At 48.6% G+C, this 23,238-nt stretch carries 34 protein-coding genes and 1 pseudogene; all 35 read right to left on the bottom strand.

What is annotated here, in order from left to right:
* Nucleotides 1-40: 40 nt before the first annotated feature.
* Nucleotides 41-667, bottom strand: a complete 627-nt coding sequence (gene rpsD, locus DNHGIG_RS08640; RefSeq protein WP_282199282.1) for a 30S ribosomal protein S4 — start codon at nt 665-667, stop codon at nt 41-43.
* 42 nt (nt 668-709) lie between these two features.
* Complete coding sequence (gene rpsK / locus DNHGIG_RS08635) at nt 710-1,117, bottom strand: 30S ribosomal protein S11 (protein ID WP_282199281.1); 408 nt, start codon at nt 1,115-1,117, stop codon at nt 710-712.
* A 20-nt stretch (nt 1,118-1,137) separates the two neighbouring features.
* Entirely contained in the window at nt 1,138-1,506 is a 369-nt protein-coding gene (gene rpsM / locus DNHGIG_RS08630; RefSeq protein WP_282199280.1) for a 30S ribosomal protein S13, read from the bottom strand.
* 136 nt (nt 1,507-1,642) lie between these two features.
* Nucleotides 1,643-1,756 (bottom strand): 50S ribosomal protein L36, encoded by a 114-nt coding sequence (gene rpmJ / locus DNHGIG_RS08625; protein ID WP_018131305.1) that lies wholly within the window; start codon nt 1,754-1,756, stop codon nt 1,643-1,645.
* Nucleotides 1,757-1,786: 30 nt separating this feature from the next.
* Nucleotides 1,787-2,005 (bottom strand): translation initiation factor IF-1, encoded by a 219-nt coding sequence (gene infA, locus DNHGIG_RS08620; RefSeq protein ID WP_282199279.1) that lies wholly within the window; start codon nt 2,003-2,005, stop codon nt 1,787-1,789.
* A 153-nt stretch (nt 2,006-2,158) separates the two neighbouring features.
* A pseudogene (map, locus tag DNHGIG_RS08615) lies at nt 2,159-2,905 on the bottom strand (type I methionyl aminopeptidase).
* On the bottom strand, nt 2,902-3,552 hold the full coding sequence (locus DNHGIG_RS08610) for an adenylate kinase (RefSeq protein ID WP_282199278.1): 651 nt from the start codon (nt 3,550-3,552) through the stop codon (nt 2,902-2,904). Before DNHGIG_RS08610 ends, map begins: the two are co-directional and overlap by 4 nt.
* A 52-nt stretch (nt 3,553-3,604) precedes the next feature.
* The gene (secY, locus tag DNHGIG_RS08605) at nt 3,605-4,891 is read right to left on the bottom strand and encodes a preprotein translocase subunit SecY (protein ID WP_282199277.1); all 1,287 of its coding nucleotides are present in this window, start codon (nt 4,889-4,891) and stop codon (nt 3,605-3,607) included.
* A gap of 2 nt (nt 4,892-4,893) precedes the next feature.
* Complete coding sequence (gene rplO / locus DNHGIG_RS08600) at nt 4,894-5,337, bottom strand: 50S ribosomal protein L15 (protein WP_282199276.1); 444 nt, start codon at nt 5,335-5,337, stop codon at nt 4,894-4,896.
* 31 nt (nt 5,338-5,368) lie between these two features.
* Nucleotides 5,369-5,557 (bottom strand): 50S ribosomal protein L30, encoded by a 189-nt coding sequence (rpmD, locus tag DNHGIG_RS08595; RefSeq protein WP_282199275.1) that lies wholly within the window; start codon nt 5,555-5,557, stop codon nt 5,369-5,371.
* Between the two features lie 13 nt (nt 5,558-5,570).
* Nucleotides 5,571-6,068: a 30S ribosomal protein S5 gene (gene rpsE / locus DNHGIG_RS08590; protein ID WP_282199274.1), complete on the bottom strand. Its 498-nt coding sequence runs from the start codon at nt 6,066-6,068 to the stop codon at nt 5,571-5,573.
* A 29-nt stretch (nt 6,069-6,097) separates the two neighbouring features.
* Nucleotides 6,098-6,466: a 50S ribosomal protein L18 gene (gene rplR / locus DNHGIG_RS08585; protein ID WP_282199273.1), complete on the bottom strand. Its 369-nt coding sequence runs from the start codon at nt 6,464-6,466 to the stop codon at nt 6,098-6,100.
* Between the two features lie 31 nt (nt 6,467-6,497).
* A complete protein-coding gene (gene rplF / locus DNHGIG_RS08580; RefSeq protein ID WP_282199272.1) occupies nt 6,498-7,037 on the bottom strand; it encodes a 50S ribosomal protein L6 in 540 nt (179 codons plus the stop codon).
* 29 nt (nt 7,038-7,066) lie between these two features.
* Nucleotides 7,067-7,465 (bottom strand): 30S ribosomal protein S8, encoded by a 399-nt coding sequence (gene rpsH, locus DNHGIG_RS08575; protein ID WP_282199271.1) that lies wholly within the window; start codon nt 7,463-7,465, stop codon nt 7,067-7,069.
* A 31-nt stretch (nt 7,466-7,496) separates the two neighbouring features.
* Nucleotides 7,497-7,682, bottom strand: a complete 186-nt coding sequence (locus DNHGIG_RS08570) for a type Z 30S ribosomal protein S14 (protein WP_282199270.1) — start codon at nt 7,680-7,682, stop codon at nt 7,497-7,499.
* Between the two features lie 40 nt (nt 7,683-7,722).
* A complete protein-coding gene (gene rplE / locus DNHGIG_RS08565) occupies nt 7,723-8,262 on the bottom strand; it encodes a 50S ribosomal protein L5 (RefSeq protein ID WP_282199269.1) in 540 nt (179 codons plus the stop codon).
* 26 nt (nt 8,263-8,288) lie between these two features.
* Nucleotides 8,289-8,603 (bottom strand): 50S ribosomal protein L24, encoded by a 315-nt coding sequence (gene rplX / locus DNHGIG_RS08560; RefSeq protein WP_282201391.1) that lies wholly within the window; start codon nt 8,601-8,603, stop codon nt 8,289-8,291.
* Between the two features lie 61 nt (nt 8,604-8,664).
* On the bottom strand, nt 8,665-9,033 hold the full coding sequence (gene rplN, locus DNHGIG_RS08555) for a 50S ribosomal protein L14 (RefSeq protein WP_282199268.1): 369 nt from the start codon (nt 9,031-9,033) through the stop codon (nt 8,665-8,667).
* 36 nt (nt 9,034-9,069) lie between these two features.
* Entirely contained in the window at nt 9,070-9,336 is a 267-nt protein-coding gene (gene rpsQ, locus DNHGIG_RS08550; RefSeq protein WP_282199267.1) for a 30S ribosomal protein S17, read from the bottom strand.
* 26 nt (nt 9,337-9,362) lie between these two features.
* On the bottom strand, nt 9,363-9,560 hold the full coding sequence (gene rpmC, locus DNHGIG_RS08545) for a 50S ribosomal protein L29 (RefSeq protein ID WP_282199266.1): 198 nt from the start codon (nt 9,558-9,560) through the stop codon (nt 9,363-9,365).
* Nucleotides 9,550-9,984, bottom strand: coding sequence for a 50S ribosomal protein L16 (rplP, locus tag DNHGIG_RS08540; RefSeq protein WP_282199265.1), 435 nt, complete (start codon nt 9,982-9,984; stop codon nt 9,550-9,552). Before rplP ends, rpmC begins: the two co-directional genes overlap by 11 nt.
* Before the next feature lie 3 nt (nt 9,985-9,987).
* Entirely contained in the window at nt 9,988-10,656 is a 669-nt protein-coding gene (gene rpsC / locus DNHGIG_RS08535) for a 30S ribosomal protein S3 (protein WP_282199264.1), read from the bottom strand.
* 3 nt (nt 10,657-10,659) lie between these two features.
* Nucleotides 10,660-11,004, bottom strand: a complete 345-nt coding sequence (rplV, locus tag DNHGIG_RS08530; RefSeq protein ID WP_282199263.1) for a 50S ribosomal protein L22 — start codon at nt 11,002-11,004, stop codon at nt 10,660-10,662.
* A gap of 31 nt (nt 11,005-11,035) precedes the next feature.
* Nucleotides 11,036-11,314: a 30S ribosomal protein S19 gene (gene rpsS / locus DNHGIG_RS08525; protein ID WP_282199262.1), complete on the bottom strand. Its 279-nt coding sequence runs from the start codon at nt 11,312-11,314 to the stop codon at nt 11,036-11,038.
* 32 nt (nt 11,315-11,346) lie between these two features.
* On the bottom strand, nt 11,347-12,177 hold the full coding sequence (gene rplB / locus DNHGIG_RS08520) for a 50S ribosomal protein L2 (RefSeq protein ID WP_282199261.1): 831 nt from the start codon (nt 12,175-12,177) through the stop codon (nt 11,347-11,349).
* 30 nt (nt 12,178-12,207) lie between these two features.
* Nucleotides 12,208-12,498, bottom strand: coding sequence for a 50S ribosomal protein L23 (gene rplW, locus DNHGIG_RS08515; RefSeq protein ID WP_282199260.1), 291 nt, complete (start codon nt 12,496-12,498; stop codon nt 12,208-12,210).
* Nucleotides 12,498-13,121, bottom strand: coding sequence for a 50S ribosomal protein L4 (gene rplD, locus DNHGIG_RS08510; protein ID WP_282199259.1), 624 nt, complete (start codon nt 13,119-13,121; stop codon nt 12,498-12,500). Before rplD ends, rplW begins: the two co-directional genes overlap by 1 nt.
* A gap of 29 nt (nt 13,122-13,150) precedes the next feature.
* Entirely contained in the window at nt 13,151-13,774 is a 624-nt protein-coding gene (gene rplC, locus DNHGIG_RS08505) for a 50S ribosomal protein L3 (protein WP_282199258.1), read from the bottom strand.
* Between the two features lie 47 nt (nt 13,775-13,821).
* Nucleotides 13,822-14,130, bottom strand: a complete 309-nt coding sequence (gene rpsJ / locus DNHGIG_RS08500) for a 30S ribosomal protein S10 (RefSeq protein WP_282199257.1) — start codon at nt 14,128-14,130, stop codon at nt 13,822-13,824.
* A 638-nt stretch (nt 14,131-14,768) separates the two neighbouring features.
* Complete coding sequence (gene tuf, locus DNHGIG_RS08495; RefSeq protein WP_282199256.1) at nt 14,769-15,959, bottom strand: elongation factor Tu; 1,191 nt, start codon at nt 15,957-15,959, stop codon at nt 14,769-14,771.
* A 32-nt stretch (nt 15,960-15,991) separates the two neighbouring features.
* Entirely contained in the window at nt 15,992-18,064 is a 2,073-nt protein-coding gene (fusA, locus tag DNHGIG_RS08490; RefSeq protein WP_282199255.1) for an elongation factor G, read from the bottom strand.
* Between the two features lie 63 nt (nt 18,065-18,127).
* Complete coding sequence (gene rpsG / locus DNHGIG_RS08485; protein WP_282199254.1) at nt 18,128-18,598, bottom strand: 30S ribosomal protein S7; 471 nt, start codon at nt 18,596-18,598, stop codon at nt 18,128-18,130.
* Between the two features lie 34 nt (nt 18,599-18,632).
* Complete coding sequence (rpsL, locus tag DNHGIG_RS08480) at nt 18,633-19,052, bottom strand: 30S ribosomal protein S12 (RefSeq protein ID WP_282199253.1); 420 nt, start codon at nt 19,050-19,052, stop codon at nt 18,633-18,635.
* A 76-nt stretch (nt 19,053-19,128) separates the two neighbouring features.
* Nucleotides 19,129-19,380, bottom strand: a complete 252-nt coding sequence (locus tag DNHGIG_RS08475; RefSeq protein WP_282199252.1) for a ribosomal L7Ae/L30e/S12e/Gadd45 family protein — start codon at nt 19,378-19,380, stop codon at nt 19,129-19,131.
* A 209-nt stretch (nt 19,381-19,589) separates the two neighbouring features.
* Nucleotides 19,590-23,237, bottom strand: a complete 3,648-nt coding sequence (gene rpoC, locus DNHGIG_RS08470; RefSeq protein ID WP_282199251.1) for a DNA-directed RNA polymerase subunit beta' — start codon at nt 23,235-23,237, stop codon at nt 19,590-19,592.
* Nucleotide 23,238 lies beyond the last annotated feature (1 nt).

Genomic DNA, 23,238 nt, shown 5'->3' with positions numbered 1-23,238 from the left:
CGCTGCTGAGGGTGGTTGTCTTAAGCGTTCAAACGAATGATTAACGTGAGTAGTACTCAACGATCATTTGTTCAGCGACCGGAATATCGATCTCATCACGAGCCGGTACACGCACAATACGACCTGTCTTGGCATCGAGGTCGCGCTCCAGCCACGGAACTACTGTGCGGGTTTCAGCAATTTCAAGCAGTTCCTTAATACGTGGAGACTCCAGAGATTTCTCACGGATACCGATCACATCACCAGGTTTTGTGAGATATGATGGGATATCCAGACGTTTGCCGTTCACTGTGAAATGACCATGGCGTACCAATTGGCGGGCTTCCGCACGAGAGGAAGCAAATCCTAAACGATACACCACGTTATCGAGACGGGATTCGAGGATCTGCAGAAGATTTTCACCCGTGATTCCTTTACGACGAGCCGCCTCTTTATAATAGCTAGCAAACTGTTTTTCCAGAACTCCGTATACTCGGCGTGCTTTTTGCTTTTCGCGCAATTGCAGTCCGTACTCCGAAACTTTTTTACGACCTTGCCCGTGTTGACCTGGCGCATACGCACGACGGTCAATCGCACATTTATCGCTGTAGCAGCGTTCTCCTTTGAGATACAGTTTTACACCTTCGCGTCGGCATAAGCGACACACGGCACCATTGTATCTTGCCATTCTAGTATTGACACCTCCTGTTAAATTTATACACGTATAAAATTACACACGACGACGTTTGGGCGGACGGCATCCGTTATGCGGAATCGGAGTTACGTCTTTGATAACAGAAACTTCCAGACCAGCAGCCTGAAGGGAACGAATAGCCGCTTCACGACCTGCTCCAGGACCCTTCACGTACACTTCAACCGTCTTCATTCCGTGCTCTTGTGCTGTTTTTGCTGCAGCTTCAGCCGCCATTTGCGCAGCGAAAGGAGTAGACTTACGGGAACCCTTAAAACCGAGAGCACCTGCACTCGCCCAAGAGATTGCATTCCCCGCAGGATCGGTAATGGTTACGATAGTGTTATTGAAAGTAGATTTGATGTGAGCCACTCCGAGCTCTACGTTTTTACGATCGCGTCGTTTCGTACGTGTCGTAGCTTTACCACGTGCTTTCACTTTAGCCATGAGCTTTCATTCCCCCCTTATTATTTTTTCTTACCTGCTACCGTACGACGAGGACCTTTGCGTGTACGAGCGTTCGTCTTCGTACGTTGTCCGCGAACCGGCAAGCCTTTGCGATGACGAATTCCCCGATAACAGCCAATTTCGATCAGCCGCTTGATATTCAGAGCCACTTCACGACGGAGGTCACCCTCAACTTTGAGGTTTTTGTCAATATAATCGCGAAGTTTGGAGACTTGTTCTTCCGTCAACTCACGTACGCGTGTGTCAGGATTAATACCTGTTTCAGCGAGAATGCGATTGGAAGTCGTACGCCCGATTCCGAAGATATAGGTCAGGGCAATTTCAACACGTTTATCACGCGGCAAGTCAACACCTGCAATACGTGCCATGTAAGGTTTACACCTCCCGATAATCATTAGAAGTTGAAAATAAATAGGATCTATAGAAAACCACATGTGATGAACGTAGTACTCCGTACACCGAACCGGAGGCAGCCGCTCCTACGTTCACATGTTGGCAGAAAACTTACCCTTGTTTTTGCTTGTGTTTCGGATTCTCGCAGATGACCATAACGGCTCCTTTGCGACGAATGATCTTGCATTTTTCGCAAATGGGCTTCACGGAAGGCCGTACTTTCATCGCGCTGATACCTCCTTATGCGTAAGTCCTTTATTTATACCGGTACGTAATTCGCCCACGTGTGAGATCATAAGGAGAGAGCTCAACCGTAACACGATCGCCCGGCAGAATCCGGATATAGTGCATGCGAATCTTCCCTGAGACGTGGGCCAAAATCTGATGCCCATTATCCAACTCAACCCGAAACATTGCATTCGGAAGTGGTTCGATAACCTTGCCTTCTACTTCGATGACATCTTCTTTCGCCATGGAGTTTACTCCCCCTTTGCTTCCATCTCAAACTTACATAGTAAAGTCGCATCAGGCTCATAAGCATCGTACCCGTTGACAACCAAATATGTTCTCCTCGCGTGACCCAATTTTACACCATTATGAATGAGGAATGGCGGTTGTGAGTATGACTTACAATCTCGTCAGAATCTCAGGACCGTCTTCCGTAATAGCAACGGTGTGTTCAAAATGCGCGCAAAGAGAACCGTCAGCCGTTACGACCGTCCAATTGTCTGCAAGTGTCCTGCAATGATAAGTGCCCACGTTTACCATTGGTTCAATCGCCAAAGTCATACCTGGTTTTAACTTAGGGCCACGGCCTACAGGACCGTAGTTTGGCACTTGCGGGTCTTCATGCATTTGTTGTCCGATTCCGTGCCCGACATAATCACGCACGACCGAAAAACCTGCGCCCTCTACATATGTTTGTATAGCATGGCCGATATCAGAAAGCCGATTGCCGACACGGGCAGCTTCAATCCCTTTATAAAGAGATTCCTCTGTGACTTTCAATAAACGCTCAGCCAGTTCTGAGATACGGCCAACCCCATACGTCCAAGCGGAGTCTCCATGGTATCCGTTTTTGTAAGCTCCAATATCGATGGAGATGATGTCCCCTTCTTGCAGAACCCGATCGTCAGGAATGCCGTGCACCAGGACCTAATTGACGGACGCGCAAATTGAAGCAGGATATCCATGATAACCGAGAAAAGAGGGTTCAGCGCCTTGACTCCGAATAAACGTTTCAGCGATCCGATCGAGCTCTTTCGTTGTGATCCCCGGTCGAATATGCTGCAACAATTCTTGGTGCGTCAATGCAACGATCCGGCCAGCTTCACGCATGAGATCCAGTTCTCTTTTGGACTTACAGACAATCATTCGACACCTCGTAAAATCCCCGAGATTTCACGATAGACTTCATCAATTCCAGCTTCACCGTTCACTGAACGCAATACACCTTTAGCGTTGTAGTATTCAAGTAAAGGAGCTGTCTGCTCAAAGTAGACATCAAGTCGCGTGGCCACCGTTTCTGCCGTATCGTCCGCGCGCTGATACAATTCGCCGGCGCATTTGTCACATATGCCATCTTTCGCGGGTGGATTGAATTCGACATGATACGTAGAGCCACACGATTTACAAACGCGCCGACCCGTAAGACGGGCAAGTAACAGGTCACGATCCACTTCCAAATTGATCGCGTGATCGATCTTCATACCCAGCTCTTCAACCATACGGTCGAGTGCTTCCGCCTGTGCAACGGTCCGTGGGAAACCGTCCATCAGAGCACCATGTTTCGTATCCGGTTTTGATAAACGTTCGCGTACTATACCGATGGTCACTTCATCAGGCACAAGCTTTCCTTGATCCATATAAGACTTTGCTTGAAGCCCCAGGGGAGTACCTTCCTTTATAGCAGCACGGAACATGTCGCCAGTCGATATATGCGGAATTCCAAACTCCGACACGATCCGTTCAGCTTGTGTACCCTTGCCTGCTCCAGGAGGTCCCATAAAGATAATTAACACCCGCCATCCCTCCATAATAGAAGATACTCGGCAGTTTTCTCAAGCGTGCCGGTCAGCGAATAAACCCTTTATAGTGGCGTTGCAAGAGCTGAGCTTCTACTTGCTTCATCGTATCGAGTGCGACTCCGACTACGATGAGCAACGAAGTCCCTCCAAAATAGAGATTTAATCCAGTCGCCTTCATGAAAAGCACAGGAAGAACGGTTACAGCCGCTAAAAAAAGCGCTCCAAAAAGAGTGATACGATTCATAACCCTTGTGATAAATCGCATCGTTGGTTCACCAGGACGAATTCCTGGAATGAAGCCTGCATTCTTTTGCATTTGTTCCGTTAACTGCTCTGGATTAATTTGTATATACGTATAAAAATACGTAAACGCGATCACAAGCAATGCCTCTAAGGTAACGTACAAAGGTGTGCCAAAAGTCAAGTTCGCTTGAATCCACAAAGTTACAGCATTCGGCTTAAACCAAGAAGCAACCGTAGCCGGAAAAATCAGAAGCGAACTCGCAAAGATCACAGGAATAACCCCTGCCGCATTTACCTTCATAGGGATGTGGGTGCTTTGCCCCCCATACAGCTTACGTCCGACAACCCTTTTCGCATACTGCACGGGGATCCGGCGAACGCCTTCCTGAACGTAAATCACACCGACGATGATAAGAAGTACTCCGATGACCAATAAAGCGAGCTTTACGATGTTAAGGGTGAGTTGTTCAGGGTGTTCATAAAACCATGTAGCGTATATCTGGCGAACACCTTTCTCCACACCTGCGATAATCCCGGCAAAGATCAGTAGAGAAATTCCATTGCCGATCCCTTTATCGGTAATCTGTTCACCGATCCACATCAGGAATGTCGCCCCGGCTGTAAGTGTCAGAGCGATCAGCGCATATGTGCGAAAGCTTGGATCGATCACAAGTCCGGGGATCTGCCGATTAAATGAGATCGAAAGCCCTACAGACTGAATGAGTGCCAGCAACACAGTGCCGTACCGTGTAATCTGCAGCAACTTGCGTCGACCATGTTCCCCTTCTTTGCTCCAATCCTCAAACTTCTTTACAACTCCATGCTGCAAGAGCTGAACGATAATCGAAGACGTGATATAAGGAGTCACACTCATTGCAAAGATGGAGAAGTATTGTAATGCACCGCCTGAAAATGTGTTCAGCAAACCGAAAATTTGATTGCTAGCAAGCCGTTCAGCGAGCAGGCTTGCATTGACATTAGGCACCGGAATAAAAGTACCTATACGGAAGACTGCCAGCATCGCCAGTGTAAAGAGAATCCGGCGACGCAGGTCAGTCATCTTCCACACATTTCTGATGGCGGTAAACATCATTAGATCACCTCGGCCTTACCGCCAACAGCTTCGATTTTCTCCTTAGCAGAAGCAGAGAAACCGTTAGCTTTCACAGTAAGAGCCACAGTGAGTTCACCTTGCCCAAGAATTTTAACGCCATCTTTAATGTTTTTAATGATTTTCTTCTCCACGAGAAGTTCAGGAGTTACCACAGTACCCGCTTCGAATTTGTTCAATTTATCCAAGTTAACAGAGACGATCTCTTTCTTAAACGGAGCATTGGTAAAACCACGCTTCGGGAGGCGACGGAACAAAGGTGTTTGACCACCTTCGAAACCGGGACGTACGCCACCGCCGGAACGCGCATTTTGACCTTTGTGTCCGCGGCCGGATGTTTTACCAAGTCCAGAACCGATACCGCGACCCACGCGCTTGCGAGTATGACGGGAACCCTCAGCCGGTTTGAGTTCATGCAGTTTCATGTGTAACACCTCCTCGACGTAAAGCTTTTATTTATTCCTCGATTTCATTAACTTCTACCAAATGGCGTACCTTGTTGACCATACCGCGAATGGCCTGATTATCAGGCTGAACGACGGTTTGATGAAGTTTACGTAAACCGAGCGTACGAACGGTGACACGCTGGTCTTCAGGGCGACCAATGGTACTACGCTTGAGGGTGATCTCCAGTTTTTTCGCCATGGTGTTCCCCTCCTTAGCCCAGGATTTCTTCCAGTGATTTACCGCGTAACTTCGCTACATCTTCCGGACGCTTCAATTGTTTGAGTCCATCAAGGGTAGCACGAACCATGTTCATTGCGTTGGACGAACCTAAGGATTTGGTGACAATATCTTTAACACCCGCTAATTCAAGTACGGCACGCGCAGGGCCGCCTGCGATCACTCCAGTACCTTCCTTAGCCGGTTTAATGAGAACACGTCCAGCACCAAAATGTCCGATCACTTCATGGGGTACCGTTGTACCAGAGAGCGGTACGCGAATCAAGTTTTTCTTTGCATCTTCAATGCCCTTACGGATCGCTTCAGGTACCTCGGCAGCTTTTCCCAAGCCAGCACCTACGTGACCGTTGCCATCCCCGACGATGACCAGGGCAGAGAAGCTAAAACGACGACCACCTTTTACGACCTTCGCCACACGATTAATCGCAACGACTTTCTCAGAAAGGTCGAGTTGGTTCGCATCAATACGCATAGATGTGTTTCCCTCCTTCGTATGCAAGCTTAGAACTCGAGACCCGCTTCACGAGCAGCTTCAGCCAGTGCTTGAACGCGTCCGTGATAAAGATATCCACCACGGTCAAAAACAACTTGCTTATATCCTTTAGCGAGCGCGCGTTTTGCCACGAGTTCACCGACTTTCGCGGCCGCTTCCACATTTCCGCCGTACTCAACTTTATCTTTTAACTCTGGGTCTACAGTTGATGCCGAGACCAGAGTTACCCCTTTGGTATCATCGATGAGTTGCGCATAGATATGCTTCGAAGACCGGAACACATTCAAACGCGGACGTGTTGGAGTACCAAAGAGCTTTTTGCGTACACGCAGATGACGACGCTTCCGAGCCTTATTGCGATCTATTTTTGTAATCATCCACGTTCACTCCTTTCACGCGATATTGAGATTACTTCTTACCAGTCTTACCAACTTTGCGGCGAACAACTTCATTCTCGTAACGGATCCCCTTGCCTTTATAAGGTTCGGGTTCACGAATGGAACGAATCTTCGCAGCAACAGCACCCACTTGCTCTTTGTTGATCCCTTTGATCACCAGCTTGTTGTTAGCAGGAACGTCGATTTCAATGCCTTCTTCCGGAACGATTTCAACCGGATGGGAGAAACCGAGGGAGAGAGTGACTTTATTGCCTGATTTCGCGGCACGATAACCGACACCAACCAGTTCAAGGGTTTTTTCAAAACCTTTCGTCACACCCTCAACCATGTTGTTGATGATCGAACGAGTTGTGCCATGAAGGCTTCGATGCAATTTATTATCAGAAGGCCGTTCAACAGTAATTGTGTTTTCTTCGATCTTAATGATCATATCCGGGTGGAGTTCACGGGCCAAAGTACCTTTAGGCCCTTTCACAGTAAGAACTCCATCGTTGTATTTCACTTCAACGCCGTTCGGAATAACGACTGGCTTCTTACCAATACGAGACACAGTCACACCTCCATTCGTTTTGATCTGTATTACCAGACGTAACAGATCACTTCGCCGCCCACTTGAGCGCGACGAGCTTCTTTATCTGTCATGATCCCCTTGGAAGTAGAGAGGATTGCAATCCCCAAACCACCGAGCACGCGAGGGATTTCTTGATGTTTCGCATATACGCGCAATCCAGGTTTTGAGATCCGTTTCAGACCGGTAATTACGCGCTCATTGTTCGGACCGTATTTCAGGAACACACGGATGATCCCTTGCTTGTTGTCAGGAATGAATTCAGCGTCGCGGATAAATCCTTCCTTCTTAAGGATCTCAACGATCGCACGCTTCATATTGGAGCCTGGGATTTCTACTGTTTCATGCCCTACCATATTCGCGTTGCGAATACGCGTTAACATATCCGCAATCGGGTCTGTCATCACCATGTGTCATAACCTCCTTCCTTAACCTACTCGATTACCAGCTGGCTTTCTTTACGCCAGGAATTTGTCCCTTATATGCAAGCTCCCGAAAGCAGATTCGGCACATGCCAAACTTCCGCAGGACAGAATGCGGACGTCCGCACAGACGGCAACGGGTATAAGCCCTTGTGCTGAATTTCGGCTTCCGCTGGGCCTTGGCGATCATGGATTTTTTTGCCACGTATGTTACCTCCCCATTTAGTTACCTTGCGGAACCTTAGTTATTTTTGAAAAGGCATACCGAGCAATTCAAGAAGCTCACGCGCTTCTTCGTCCGTTTGTGCAGTCGTTACGAAAACGACGTCCATACCACGGACTTTATCGATCTTATCGTACTCGATTTCCGGGAAGATCAATTGCTCTTTCAAACCGAGCGTATAGTTACCGCGACCGTCAAACGCTTTTGTCGAAACACCACGGAAGTCACGAACACGCGGAAGAGCAACGGTAAAGAGTTTATCCAGGAAGTGATACATACGCTCACCGCGCAGAGTTACTTTCGCACCGATCGGCATACCTTCGCGAACTTTAAACCCTGCGATCGATTTTTTCGCGCGAGTGACAACCGGACGCTGACCGGAGATCGCTTGCAGGTCTTCTACTGCAGCATCGAGGACTTTCGGATTTTGAATCGCTTCACCGAGTCCCATGTTGATTACGATTTTTTCAAGTTTCGGTACTTGCATGGGTGATTTATATCCAAATTTCTGCATGAGAGCAGGCGATACTTCTTTTTTGTAGTAGTCGAATAAACGAGCCACGAAATTAACCTCCTTTCTTCACCTGGTTACTTGTCAATGATTTCGCCAGATTTTTTTGCGTAACGAACTTTCGTGCCGTCCTCTAAAATTTTGATACCGACGCGGGTCGGTTCACCGGTCTTGGGATCAAGAAGCATTACATTGGAAACGTGAATCGGTGCTTCTTTTTCGATAATCCCACCTTGCGGATTTGCAGGATTCGGACGCTGATGTTTCTTAACGATGTTTACACCTTCAACGATTACGCGTTCTTTTTTAGGAAAAGCAGCGAGGATACGTCCTTTTTTCCCTTTGTCTTTTCCCGCAATCACTTGTACTTCGTCACCTTTTCGAACATGCAATTTTGGCATCACATTACACCTCCTCGGGGTGTGATTAATCTTACAAGTCAACGCCCCGTTCTTACAGAACCTCAGGAGCCAGTGAGATGATCTTCATAAAATCTTTCTCGCGAAGTTCGCGCGCAACAGGACCGAAGATACGAGTACCGCGCGGTGATTTATCATCCTTGATGATCACAGCGGCATTTTCATCGAAGCGAATATAGGATCCGTCCTCTCGGCGAACGCCGCGCTTGGAACGAACGATCACAGCCTTGACGACATCACCCTTCTTGACAACGCCACCTGGTGTTGCACTTTTCACAGAAGCAACAATGATGTCACCGATGTTGGCAGACTTGCGATTGGAGCCGCCAAGAATACGGAAACACATGATTTCCTTTGCTCCGGAATTATCAGCAACCGTCAATCTTGTTTGTGGTTGAATCATCTAAGGACCCTCCCTTCAAATGAGCCTTTCCGATCATTAAAGAATTACAGCTTTCTCAACAATTTCAACTAAGCGCCAGCGCTTGTCTTTGGATAACGGGCGTGTCTCCATAATTTTAACGATATCGCCGATCTTAGCCGTGTTGTTTTCGTCGTGTGCTTTGAATTTTTTCGTTCGTTTAATCGTTTTTCCGTACAAAGGATGCTTCTTAGCGGTTTCTACAGCAACAACGATGGTTTTGTCCATCTTGTCAGAAACAACTTTACCCACCCGAACTTTACGGTAGTTGCGTTCTTCGCTCATCTGGATCCTCCTTCCTCTACAGGGTATTAACCGATACCAAGTTCACGTTCTCTGAGGATGGTTTGTGCACGGGCAATGTCCTTGCGCACTGCGCGAATCCGCATCGGATTATCAAGCTGACCTGTTGCCAATTGGAAGCGCAGATTAAAAAGTTCTTCCTTAAGCGCGTTAATTTTGTGTTCGATTTCCTCAGTGGATAAGTTACGCATATCTTTAGCTTTCATTTGCCTCACCACCCACTTCCTCGCGTTTTACGAACTTGCACTTGATGGGGAGCTTGTGCATCGCCAAACGCATCGCTTCACGAGCAACTTCCTCCGACACGCCAGCAAGTTCAAACATAACACGTCCAGGTTTAACTACTGCCACCCACTGTTCCGGAGCCCCTTTACCTGAACCCATGCGGACTTCAGCAGGTTTCTTTGTAACTGGCTTGGAAGGAAAGATCCGGATCCAAACCTTACCGCCACGACGGATATAACGGGTCATCGCGATACGTGCAGCTTCGATTTGACGGTTTGTCACCCAAGCGGGTTCCAACGCTTGCAATCCGTACTCACCGAAATGTACGGTTGTACCGCCTTTAGCTCGACCGCGCATTCTACCGCGTTGTTCCTTACGGTGCTTCACGCGTTTCGGCATTAACATGACTTATTTACCCCCTTCTGCGGCTTCCTTTTTTGCGCCTTTGGTAGGAAGTACTTGACCACGATAGATCCAAACTTTCACACCAATACGGCCGTAGGTGGTATGAGCTTCCGCTGTAGCATAATCGATATCCGCGCGCAATGTGTGCAGAGGTACAGTACCTTCCGAGTATCCTTCCGTACGTGCGATCTCGGCTCCGGCGAGACGCCCTGAAACTTGAACTTTGATACCTTTTGCGCCGGCGCGCATCGTACGTTGAATGGCTTGTTTCATCGCACGGCGAAACGCAACACGACGTTCGAGTTGCTGTGCAATATTTTCAGCAACGAGTTGAGCATCCAACTCAGGTACTTTAATCTCTGTAATGTTAATGTGGACACGCTTACCTGTGAGCTTGTTCAGTTCGTTACGAAGAGCATCCACTTCCGAGCCGCCCTTACCGATAACCATACCCGGCTTCGCCGTATGAATGTTCACATTGATGCGATTGGCGGCACGCTCGATTTCTACCGTAGATACAGAAGCATCCTTCAGGCGTTTCAGAACGTATTCACGAATCTTAATGTCTTCGTGAAGAAGTTCGGTGTAATCTTTTTTATTCGCATACCATCTGGACTCCCAGTCGCGAATAATACCGATACGAAGACCAACTGGGCTAACCTTTTGACCCATCCATTATCCCTCCTTCTTCTCATCACTTACAACGATCGTAATATGGCTGGTACGTTTGTGGATGCGGAAAGCACGGCCTTGCGCACGAGGACGGAAACGTTTGAGTGTCGGTCCTTGATCCACAAAAGCTTTAGAAACGACCAGTTTTTCAACGTCCATATTGTAATTATGGCCCGCATTCGCGATCGCGGAATTCAATACTTTCTCAACGATGGGCGATGCAGCTTTCGGAGTATGTTTCAAAATCGCGAGCGCTTCACCTACGCGCTTACCACGAATCAAATCAACCACCAAGCGCACTTTGCGGGGTGCAATCCGTACAGTACGTGCAATTGCTTTTGCTTCCATGAGTGAACCTCCTCTCTACAGGGGTTTTGCATTAACGACGGGAAGTCTTCTCGTCATAATCATGCCCTTTATAGGTTCGGGTTGGAGCGAATTCACCGAGCTTGTGTCCAACCATATCTTCCGTAATGTAAACCGGTACATGTTTGCGGCCATCGTATACAGCGATCGTATGACCTACAAATTGCGGGAAAATTGTTGAGCGACGAGACCAAGTTTTGATAACTTTCTTCTCTCCTGCTGCGTTCATCGCTTCAATTTTCTTTAAAAGATGCTCATCAGCAAACGGACCTTTCTTCAGCGAACGCGACATGCATGTACCTCCCTTCAAAAATGAATAGAAGCTTATTTCTTACGCGGACGAACAATATATTTATTCGATGGTTTGTTTTTCTTACGCGTTTTCTTACCGAGCGTAGGTTTACCCCAAGGAGACATCGGAGACTTGCGTCCAATCGGAGCGCGGCCTTCACCACCACCGTGCGGATGGTCATTCGGGTTCATAACGACCCCGCGAACGGTAGGACGACGACCCAACCAACGGGAGCGACCCGCTTTCCCCAAGTTCACATTTTCATGATCGAGGTTACCTACTTGACCGATCGTTGCGCGGCATTCAGAACGAATCAAGCGCACTTCGCCGGAAGCCAGTCGCACATGACAATAAGCGCCTTCCTTTGCGAGCAATTGTGCTTCTGCACCTGCTGCACGCGCAAGCTGTCCGCCTTTTCCAGGCTTAAGCTCAATGTTGTGAATGACTGTACCGACCGGAATGTTTGCCAGAGGCAAGCAGTTACCCACCTTAATATCAACATCCGGGCCAGAAACTACCGTGTCACCCACTTTAAGACCGAGAGGTGCAATGATATATCTTTTTTCGCCATCGACATAATTGATCAGCGCGATGTTTGCGGAACGGTTCGGATCGTATTCGATCGTGGCAACACGTCCCGGAATGCCGTCTTTGTTACGCTTAAAGTCGATGATACGATATTTGCGCTTATGACCGCCGCCGTGATGACGGGTTGTGATCTTACCTTGGTTGTTACGTCCCGCGTTCTTTTTCAGCGGTGCAAGGAGAGATTTTTCGGGTTTGTCAGTTGTGATTTCCTCAAAAGTCAACACTGACATGAAACGGCGGCCAGGTGACGTGGGTTTATACTTTTTGATGCCCACAATCTTACCCTCCTTTATCACTCAAATATTTTAAGCCCCTTCAAAGAAAGATATCGGTTTTGAATCTGGAGCCAATGTGACGATCGCTTTCTTCCATTCAGATGTACGACCTACAAATCGACCGACACGCTTTTGTTTGGAAGGAACACGCATCGTGTTCACTTTCGCAACCTTCACGCCGAAAATTTCTTCGATTGCTTGCTTGATTTCCGTTTTGTTCGCTTTAAGATCCACTTCAAAAGCGTACTTGTTTTGTTCCATCAAATCGGTGCTGCGTTCCGTGATGACAGGACGTTTGATAATATCACGAGGGTTCTTCATTACGCAAACACCTCCTCCACTTTCGCAACCGCGTCTTTTGTGATGACGAGAGAGTCATGATACAACAGATCATACACGTTGATACCGGTTGCCGAAACATACTTCACACCAGGAATGTTGCGGGAAGACAATGCAACGTTCCCTTGTGTTTCGAGACCTACAACCAAAGCTTTGTTAGCAGCTTTAATATTCGAGAGGATTTTTACCATCTCTTTGGTTTTCGGTGCATCCATCTTCAGTTCGTCAAGAACGATGATGGAGTTCGTGTTCACCTTCGTAGAGAGTGCTGATTTCAATGCCAGACGACGCACTTTTTTAGGAAGTTTATATGCGTAGGAACGCGGCTGCGGACCAAATACGGTACCACCACCCACCCATTGAGGCGCGCGTATCGAGCCCTGACGAGCACGTCCGGTTCCTTTTTGGCGCCATGGCTTGCGGCCACCACCACGAACTGCCGCACGATTTTTTGTCGCGTGTGTACCACGACGCTCGCTTGCTAATTGCATTAAGACCGCTTCATGCATCACATGTTGATTCGGGGTAACACCGAAGATTGCTTCGGATAACTCAATTTCCCCCACTTGTTCACCAGATACGTTGTAAACAGGAACTTTCGGCATGTATGCTCCTCCTTTCCTAAGAAATTTCTTTATTTGCCAGACTTGATAGCCGTTTTGATAGTTACAAAAGACTTTTTGGGACCGGGTACAGAACCTTTAACGAGAATCAGGTTACGTTCCGGATCCACCTTGACGATTTCGAGATTTTGTACCGTTACTCGCTCGCCGCCCATACGTCCAGGTAAGGTTTGACCTTTGAAAACGCGATTCGGAGCAATTGCGCCAAGCGAACCGGGACCACGATGGTAACGTGAACCGTGTGCCATCGGACCTCTCGCTTGATTGTGCCGTTTAATCGCACCGGCAAAACCTTTACCTTTGGAGATACCCGTAACATCAACGATGTCACCAGGTGCAAATGTATCCGCTTTGATTACTTGTCCGACCTCATAATCGGCAAGATTTACTCCGCGAAGTTCGCGAACGTAGCGCTTAGGGGTGGTCCCTGCTTTTGCTGCGTGACCCGCTTCCGGTTTGTTCGCCTTCTTTTTATCAGCAAAACCGAGTTGTACTGCCTCATAACCGTCATTTTGTAGGTCTTTCTTTTGCAAAACCACGCAAGGACCCGCTTCGATGACAGTAACAGGAACAACATTACCGTCTTCGGTGAATACTTGGGTCATCCCAAGTTTACGTCCCAAGATACCTTTCATTCTTGCCACCTCCCTAGGAGTTCTCCTAGCACATATATTTTCGAACATTACAGTTTAATTTCAATATCAACACCAGAAGGCAAATCCAAACGCATCAAAGCGTCAACCGTTTGAGGCGTCGGATTGATAATATCGATCAAACGCTTGTGTGTACGCATCTCAAATTGTTCACGAGAATCTTTATATTTGTGAGGTGCACGCAAAATCGTTACGATCGATTTCTCAGTCGGAAGAGGAATCGGACCGGATACGCTAGCACCCGCACGCTTTGCAGTCTCTACAATCTTCTCTGCAGAAGCGTCAATGATTCTGTGATCAAATGCTTTCAATCGAATGCGAATCTTCTGTTTTGCCATATGAATTCCCTCCTTTTCGCCCATTTCGTTGGACATACTCCGCGAAAATTCACCTGATTGGTACCGCATATGGCGTGAAACGGTACTTCAGCAACCTTTCGCATCATTGCAGTCTAAGACCAACAATACAAAATTATAATTAAAGCACAGGATAAACTCAAGTCTTTTTATGCATGTTTACAAAAAAATCTCGGTCTCCACTGAGAAAACTAGTGCTTGGGTGGGTGCATCGCTTTGCGCTTGGGTTCGGAGAAGGGCGTCATTGAGGCATATGCTTTGCGCTCATGCTCCGTGGAGGGCGTCTTGCTTGGAAGATAAACAAAACAAATGTCGCAAGACGACCTCCAAAGTCGCAATTACGCGCAAAGCATATGCCTTTTAACGGTATATAGGAAGCGGAACGACCTTCAACTTACCTCTGCGCCGCAATGCGATACACCCACCCAAAAGCCACTCCGTTTTATTGGTTAGCTTTATATCTCTCATCCTGTACAAGAAATTTTTTATCCTATGATGGCACCGCCCATGCGACATGGGGGACTACCTTATTCTCAATGAAATCCATTGATCACGAAAAGAAACTGTGGCAATAGAAAAGCCGAACCCATCGGATTCGGCTAATTCCATGAAATCTATCATTATTCAATGATAGAAGTTACAACACCAGCACCTACAGTACGGCCACCCTCACGGATAGCAAAACGTGTACCTTCTTCGAGAGCGATCGGAGCGATCAACTCAACATCGAGTGTGATGTTGTCGCCAGGCATGACCATCTCGGTACCTTCCGGAAGCTTAACGATACCGGTCACGTCTGTTGTACGTACATAGAATTGAGGACGGTAGCCGTTGAAGAACGGAGTATGGCGGCCGCCTTCTTCTTTCGTCAAGACGTACACTTCAGCTTTGAACTTGGTGTGCGGGTTGATGGAACCCGGTTTCACGAGAACTTGACCGCGCTCAATGTCTTTACGATCGATACCGCGGAGAAGAGCACCGATATTATCCCCAGCTTGTGCGCTATCGAGGAGCTTACGGAACATTTCAATACCGGTAGCAACCGTTTTGCGGGTTTCTTCAGCGAGACCAACGATTTCAACTTCGTCACCAACTTTGAGAACACCGCGCTCAACACGACCGGTAGCAACTGTACCACGACCCGTGATCGTGAATACGTCCTCAACAGGCATCAAGAAAGGCTTATCGGTTTCACGAGCCGGCTCCGGAATATAGGAGTCAACAGCAGCCATGAGTTCGTCGATTTTCTTAGCCCATTCGCCGTTCGGATCTTCAAGAGCTTTCAGAGCAGAACCACGGATGACCGGAACTTCGTCTCCCGGGAATTCGTATTCGGTGAGAAGGTCACGAATTTCCATTTCAACGAGCTCGAGCAACTCTTCGTCGTCAACCATGTCGCACTTGTTCATGAATACTACGATGTAAGGAACGCCTACCTGACGGGAGAGCAGGATGTGCTCGCGAGTTTGCGGCATCGGACCGTCAGCAGCGGAAACAACGAGGATCGCACCGTCCATTTGCGCTGCACCGGTGATCATGTTTTTCACATAGTCAGCGTGGCCTGGGCAGTCAACGTGTGCATAGTGACGGTTATCTGTTTCATACTCAACGTGAGCGGTATTAATGGTAATTCCGCGTTCACGTTCTTCCGGAGCTTTATCGATCGCGTCGTATGCCATAGCTTGCGCCTTACCGCGTTGCGCAAGAACGGTTGTAATCGCAGCGGTCAAAGTGGTTTTACCATGGTCAACGTGACCGATTGTACCAATGTTAACGTGGGGTTTGGTACGCTCAAATTTTGCTTTTGCCATTTTGCTTCACTCCTTGATATAAAGTGGTAGGATTAACCTTTATTCTTAGCGATGATCTCTTCGGCGATGGAACGCGGTACTTCCTCATAGGAATAGAACTCCATTGAGTAAACGCCGCGCCCTTGTGTACGCGAACGAAGAGATGTCGCATATCCAAACATCTCGGAAAGCGGCACATATCCGCGGATGACTTGTGCGCCCGCGCGCGCTTCCATACCTTCGATACGTCCCCGGCGAGAGTTGATATCTCCCATGATATCTCCCATGTATTCTTCCGGAACGGTAACCTCAACGCGCATGATCGGCTCAAGCAGCACAGGATCCGCTTTAAGTGCGCCGGCTTTGAGAGCCATAGAACCTGCAATCTTGAACGCCATTTCCGAAGAGTCGACGTCGTGGTACGAACCGTCTACAAGTGTGACTTTGATGTCAATCAACGGATAACCTGCGAGAACACCGTTTTGCATAGCTTCCTGCACACCGGCGTCAACAGCAGGAATATATTCTTTCGGAACGACCCCACCGACGATTTTGTTCTCGAAGATGTATCCTTGTCCACGTTCGAGGGGTTCGATTTCCAACCAGACGTGACCGTATTGACCTTTACCACCGGATTGACGAACAAACTTACCTTCAATCTTCGTTTTACCTTTGATTGTTTCCTTATAAGCTACTTGCGGCTTACCCACGTTTGCATCCACTTTAAATTCGCGTTGCAAACGGTCAACGATGATTTCGAGGTGCAGTTCGCCCATACCAGCGATAATCGTCTGTCCGGTTTCTTGATCGGTCCATGTTTTGAAGGTCGGATCCTCTTCCGCAAGTTTGGCAAGAGCAATCCCCATCTTGTCTTGATCCGCCTTCGTCTTCGGCTCGATCGCGACGTTGATCACCGGTTCCGGGAATTCCATCGATTCCAGGATCACAATATTTTTCTCATCACACAGCGTATCACCGGTTGTCGTGTCTTTCAAGCCCACAGCGGCGGCGATATCGCCAGCATAAACGGTCGAAATCTCCTCGCGGTGATTCGCGTGCATTTGCAGAATACGCCCGATACGCTCACGCTTGTTCTTGGTCGAGTTAAGTACGTAAGATCCAGAGTTTAATACACCGGAATACACACGGAAGAATGCAAGCTTACCAACGTACGGGTCTGTCATGATCTTGAAAGCCAGTGCCGCAAATGGTTCATCGTCACTGGAATGACGTTCAACCTCTTCGCCATCTTCCGTAAACCCTTTGATCGCCGGTACATCGATAGGCGAAGGCAAGTACTCAACAACGGCGTCGAGCAGCGGTTGAACCCCTTTGTTCTTATAGGAAGATCCGCAGAGTACAGGAACGATCTGTACGTTACATGTTCCTTTGCGCAGTACTCGCTTGATCTCCTCAGTGGTGATTTCTTCACCCTCGAGGTACTTCATCATAAGCTCTTCATCAAGCTCAGCTACCGCTTCGACCAAATTCGTGCGATACTCTTCCGCTTTCTCTTTGAGCTCATCCGGAATCTCGGTAGCTTCGGATACTTTTCCGAGATCGTCTTTGTAAATGATCGCTTTCATCTCAACCAAGTCAACGATCCCTTGGAAGGTATCCTCTGCTCCGATTGGCAATTGAATCGGCACAGCGTTCGCCTTCAAACGATCACGCATTTGTTCAACAGCGCGATAGAAATCTGCACCGAGGATGTCCATTTTGTTCACATAAGCAATACGTGGTACGTGATATTTGTCAGCTTGACGCCATACCGTTTCGGATTGGGGCTCTACGCCACCTTTCGCACAAAATACACCAACCGCACCGTCAAGCACGCGCAACGAACGTTCAACTTCAACAGTGAAGTCCACGTGACCTGGCGTGTCGATAATATTAATGCGGTGACCCTTCCACTGAGCGGTCGTAGCGGCCGAAGTAATCGTAATCCCGCGCTCTTGCTCTTGTACCATCCAGTCCATCGTCGCTGCACCTTCGTGCACTTCCCCGATCTTATGGACGCGGCCCGTATAGAACAGAATGCGCTCCGTAGTTGTCGTTTTACCCGCATCAATATGCGCCATGATCCCGATATTTCTCGTTTTCTCTAAAGGGAACTGACGAGCCATAGAGACATCCTCCTTTCTCCGCATATCTCGCGAAGCCTACAGGGTTTGCACATTGCGCTGATCTTACCAGCGATAATGTGCAAACGCTTTGTTCGCTTCAGCCATTTTGTGGGTGTCTTCTCGTTTTTTCACGGATCCACCTGTGTTGTTAGCAGCGTCAATCAATTCGTTCGCGAGCTTTTCAACCATCGATTTCTCGCTGCGCAAACGCGAATAGTTGACGATCCAACGAATGCCGAGCGTTACGCGACGTTCCGGACGAACTTCCACCGGAACTTGATAGTTTGCGCCCCCCACGCGACGCGCCTTAACTTCCAATACAGGCATCACGTTTTTGAGAGCCGCTTCAAACACTTCCATCGGTTCTTTTCCGGTTTTTTCGCGAATGAGATCAAACGCATCGTAAACGATCCGTTGCGCGATCCCTTTCTTTCCGTCGTACATCACTTTGTTGATCAGCCGTGTAACCATTTTGCTGCCATAAACCGGATCCGGCATGACATCACGGCGCGGTACAGGACCTTTTCGCGGCATTCCATTTCCCTCCCTTCGCAATCAGCTCACAGTTTTATTTCTTATCCTTCGGACGCTTCGCACCATATTTCGAGCGACCTTGCATACGATCTTTCACACCTGCAGTGTCGAGTGCACCACGAACGATATGATAACGTACCCCCGGAAGGTCTTTCACACGTCCTCCGCGAACGAGTACCACGGAGTGCTCTTGAAGATTGTGGCCGATACCCGGGATATATGCGGTAACCTCAATTCCATTCGACAAACGAACGCGCGCATATTTACGAAGCGCGGAGTTCGGCTTCTTCGGTGTCATCGTACCCACACGAGTGCAAACACCACGTTTTTGCGGAGAAGGAAGATCGGTTTGTTCCTTCGCAAAACTATTGTAGCCTTTTTGCAGCGCCGGTGCGGTCGATTTCTTTTCAATCGATTTGCGACCTTTGCGCACAAGCTGGTTAATCGTCGGCATAACTACACCTCCTTCGATTTTCAAGTCCACAGAGCCAGGCGGTTCATTCATCGACAAACGAAAAAGGCCAAACGCCTTATTCTTCGATGATTGCCGCCGCCGCAGCACCAACTGCAATCCCACACGCCTTGCCGAGTTCTTTCATCGACTCGACCCAGACAAGTGGTATATTCCTTTGTTTACTTAGCCCTTCAATATTTGAAACGAGGCGTCGTTCAGCATCTTTAGCAACATACACTTCTTTGGCTGTCGCTTGCTCTAGGGCCTTTGTGGTTTGATTCGTACCGATCGCAAGTTTCTTTGCACGTTTGATACGATCATACGGCATGATGACCTACCCCCTTGAGCACGATGAGACGAACCATTGGGCACACTAAATGATTTTAGCAGTACAATCTTTGCATGTCAACAAAGCTTTTTAGCAAAATCAAAAAAAGTTCACCAGCATTGATTGTTAAACATGTGTACGTGAAAGTGTGCGTTCCGGCGCTACACCCGCCGAAACGCACTTCGAATCACGCTTGGACAGCAGGAATTTCAAACTGTTTCCACTTCAATGCTCTTTTCCACATGCGCCTGCACTTCTCCCGCTGGCTCTTCCACTTTCTGTTCTTGCTCTGATTCCGTTTCAAGTCGGATATTGCGATATCTTGACATCCCTGTACCCGCAGGCACGAGTTTACCGATAATCACGTTTTCCTTGAGCCCCAGCAAGCGGTCAACCTTCCCTTTGATCGCCGCATCTGTCAGCACGCGCGTCGTTTCCTGGAAGGAAGCTGCCGACAGGAACGAGTCGGTTTCGAGAGAAGCCTTCGTGATACCGAGCAAAGCGGGTCTTGCTACAGCAGGCTCTTTATCCTCCATAAACGCTTTCTGGTTCGCTTCTTCGTAATCGTGGATATCCACGTACGTACCCGGCAGCAAATCGGTATCTCCTGGATCCACGATCCGCACCTTGCGCAACATCTGCCGCACCATGACTTCGATATGCTTATCGTCAATTTCCACACCTTGTAAGCGGTAAACGCGTTGCACTTCACGCAAGATATACTTCTGCACGCCGCGCATGCCTTTCACTTTCAGCATATCTTTCGGGTCGACAGAGCCTTCGGTGAGTTCGTCTCCTGGTTCTACCTTCTGGCCAACAGCCACGCGAATACGAGAGCCGTAAGGCACGGAATATACTTTGACTTCCGCTTCACCAGTCACTTCAATTTCACGTTTGTCTTTTGCTTCACGGATGTCGGTGATTTCACCATGAATCTCCGTAATGATTGCTTGACCTTTCGGATTGCGCGCTTCAAACAATTCTTGAATCCGCGGCAAACCTTGGGTGATATCATCACCCGCCACACCGCCGGTGTGGAACGTACGCATCGTCAATTGTGTACCCGGTTCTCCGATCGATTGTGCGGCAATGATACCGACAGCCTCACCGATCTCCACCATTCTGCCGGTAGCAAGATTGCGTCCGTAGCATCTTACGCAGACACCGTGACGAGTGCGACACGTCAATACGGAACGGATGGTTACAGACGTAATGCCTGCATCCACAATCTTGTTCGCCTTCTCTTCATCGATCAATTCATTCTTCTCAACGATCACTTCACCTGTTTCCGGATGAACGATTCGTTGGAAAGACACACGTCCATTGATACGGTCGAACAGATCTTCGATCACTTCGCGGCCATCGCGAATCTCTTCCACATTGATCCCTTTGTCAGTCCCGCAATCAATCGCACGGACAATCACATCTTGCGCCACATCCACGAGACGTCTCGTAAGGTAGCCGGAGTCTGCCGTACGCAGCGCTGTATCCGCCAAACCTTTGCGGGCACCGTGTGTGGAAATAAAGTATTCAAGAACGCTGAGCCCCTCGCGGAAGTTAGATTTGATCGGCAGCTCGATGATGCGACCTGACGGGTTCGCCATCAACCCACGCATACCCGCAAGCTGCGTAATCTGCGAAACGTTACCGCGCGCTCCAGAGTGGGCCATCATATAAATCGGATTCACGCGATCGAGCGATCCCATGAGAACCTCTGTAATCTTATCTTTCGCTTGGCTCCAGATCGATACGACACGGTCATAACGTTCGTCATCCGTGATCAAACCGCGTCGATACTGCTTGGTAACGGTTTTGACCTTCTCTTCCGCTTCCTCAAGAATGTCATATTTCTGTTGCGGGACTTTAATATCGGCAACGGAAATGGTAATCCCTGCTTTTGTCGAGTATTTGAACCCGAGTTCCTTGATCTTGTCAAGGATCTCTGACGTCTTCGTTGTGCCGTAACGTCTGAAAATCTCAGCAATCAAGATCCCCAATGTCTTCTTGATGACCGCTTCCTGGATCGGCAACTCTTTGACTTTCTGACGCACATCGACGCCTTTCTCGAAGATAAAATACTCGTCCGGAATCCCTTTCAAGATATTCACGGGCTTCGAGCTGTTAATATACGGAAAATCACTCGGGAAAATCTCGTTGAAGATGATTTTCCCCACGGTTGTAATCAAAAGCGCCTGTTCCTGTTCCGGAGTGAACGATGTTTTACCGAGAACCTTCGCAGGAATGACAATCCGCGTATGCAATCCGATCTGCCCTTCACTGTACGCGGCAATGGCTTCTTCAGGGGTTGCGAATACTCGCCCTTCTCCCTGTTGACCCGGACGGTCAAATGTCAAATAATACGATCCCAACACCATATCCTGTGTCGGAGTCACAACAGGTTTTCCGTCTTTCGGGTTGAGGATATTTTGCGCCGCAAGCATTAACAAGCGAGCTTCCGCTTGCGCTTCCGCCGAGAGCGGAACGTGCACAGCCATTTGGTCACCGTCGAAGTCTGCGTTGTATGCGGTACACACAAGCGGGTGCAATTTGATTGCACGACCTTCAACCAGAATCGGTTCAAACGCCTGAATACCCAAACGGTGAAGGGTAGGTGCACGGTTTAACAGAACAGGGTGTTCCTTGATCACTTCCTCAAGGACATCCCAGACTTCCGGCGACACGCGTTCCACCTTACGTTTTGCCGACTTGATGTTATGCGCCAGGTTCTTCGCCACCAGCTCTTTCATGACAAACGGCTTGAACAACTCCAGCGCCATCTCTTTAGGCAAACCGCACTGATACATCCTCAAGTTCGGACCGACCACAATCACGGAACGCCCTGAGTAGTCCACGCGTTTCCCAAGAAGGTTTTGACGGAAACGCCCCTGTTTCCCTTTAAGCATATGGGAGAGTGACTTCAGAGGACGGTTGCCCGGACCCGTTACAGGACGACCGCGACGACCGTTGTCGATCAACGCGTCAACCGCCTCTTGCAACATGCGTTTTTCGTTTTGAACGATGATATCTGGAGCTCCCAGATCCAAAAGACGCTTCAAGCGATTGTTCCGGTTAATCACACGCCGGTACAGGTCATTCAAGTCGGAAGTCGCGAAGCGCCCGCCATCCAGTTGAACCATCGGTCGAAGCTCAGGCGGAATGACCGGAAGGACATCGAGAATCATCCAGGATGGATGGTTGCCGGAAGAACGAAACGCTTCGAGAACTTCCAGGCGTTTGACGGCACGGTTGCGCCGTTGACCTTGTGCCGTCTTCAGTTCCTCTTTCAGCATTTCGACTTCTTTATCCAAGTCGATCTCCAACAAAAGCTTCTTGATCGCTTCCGCTCCCATTCCCGCCTGGAACGAGTAGCCGTATTTTTCACGATAGGCACGGTACTCTTTCTCCGAAAGCAATTGTTTCTTCTCGAGCGGCGTGTCACCTGGATCGGTGACAACGTAAGCAGCAAAATAGATCACTTCCTCCAGAGAACGAGGAGACATGTCAAGGACGAGACCCATTCGGCTGGGGATTCCTTTAAAATACCAGATATGTGAAACGGGTGCGGCTAATTCGATATGCCCCATGCGTTCACGTCGTACTTTTGCCCTTGTAACCTCCACGCCGCAGCGATCACAGACAACCCCTTTGTAACGAACACGTTTGTACTTACCGCAATGACACTCCCAGTCACGCGTTGGACCAAAAATCTTCTCGCAAAAGAGCCCTTCTTTTTCGGGCTTCAGTGTTCGATAGTTGATCGTTTCCGGCTTTTTCACTTCCCCGTGGGACCATGAGCGTATCTTTTCGGGAGAAGCCAACCCGATTTTCATAAACTCAAAATTGTTGACGTCCAGCATA

The organism is Collibacillus ludicampi (assembly GCF_023705585.1).
GTDB lineage: Bacteria > Bacillota > Bacilli > Tumebacillales > BOQE01 > Collibacillus > Collibacillus ludicampi.
The sequence above is the reverse complement of the archived record's forward strand: the minus strand, read 5'-3'. Positions and strand labels throughout refer to the sequence as shown.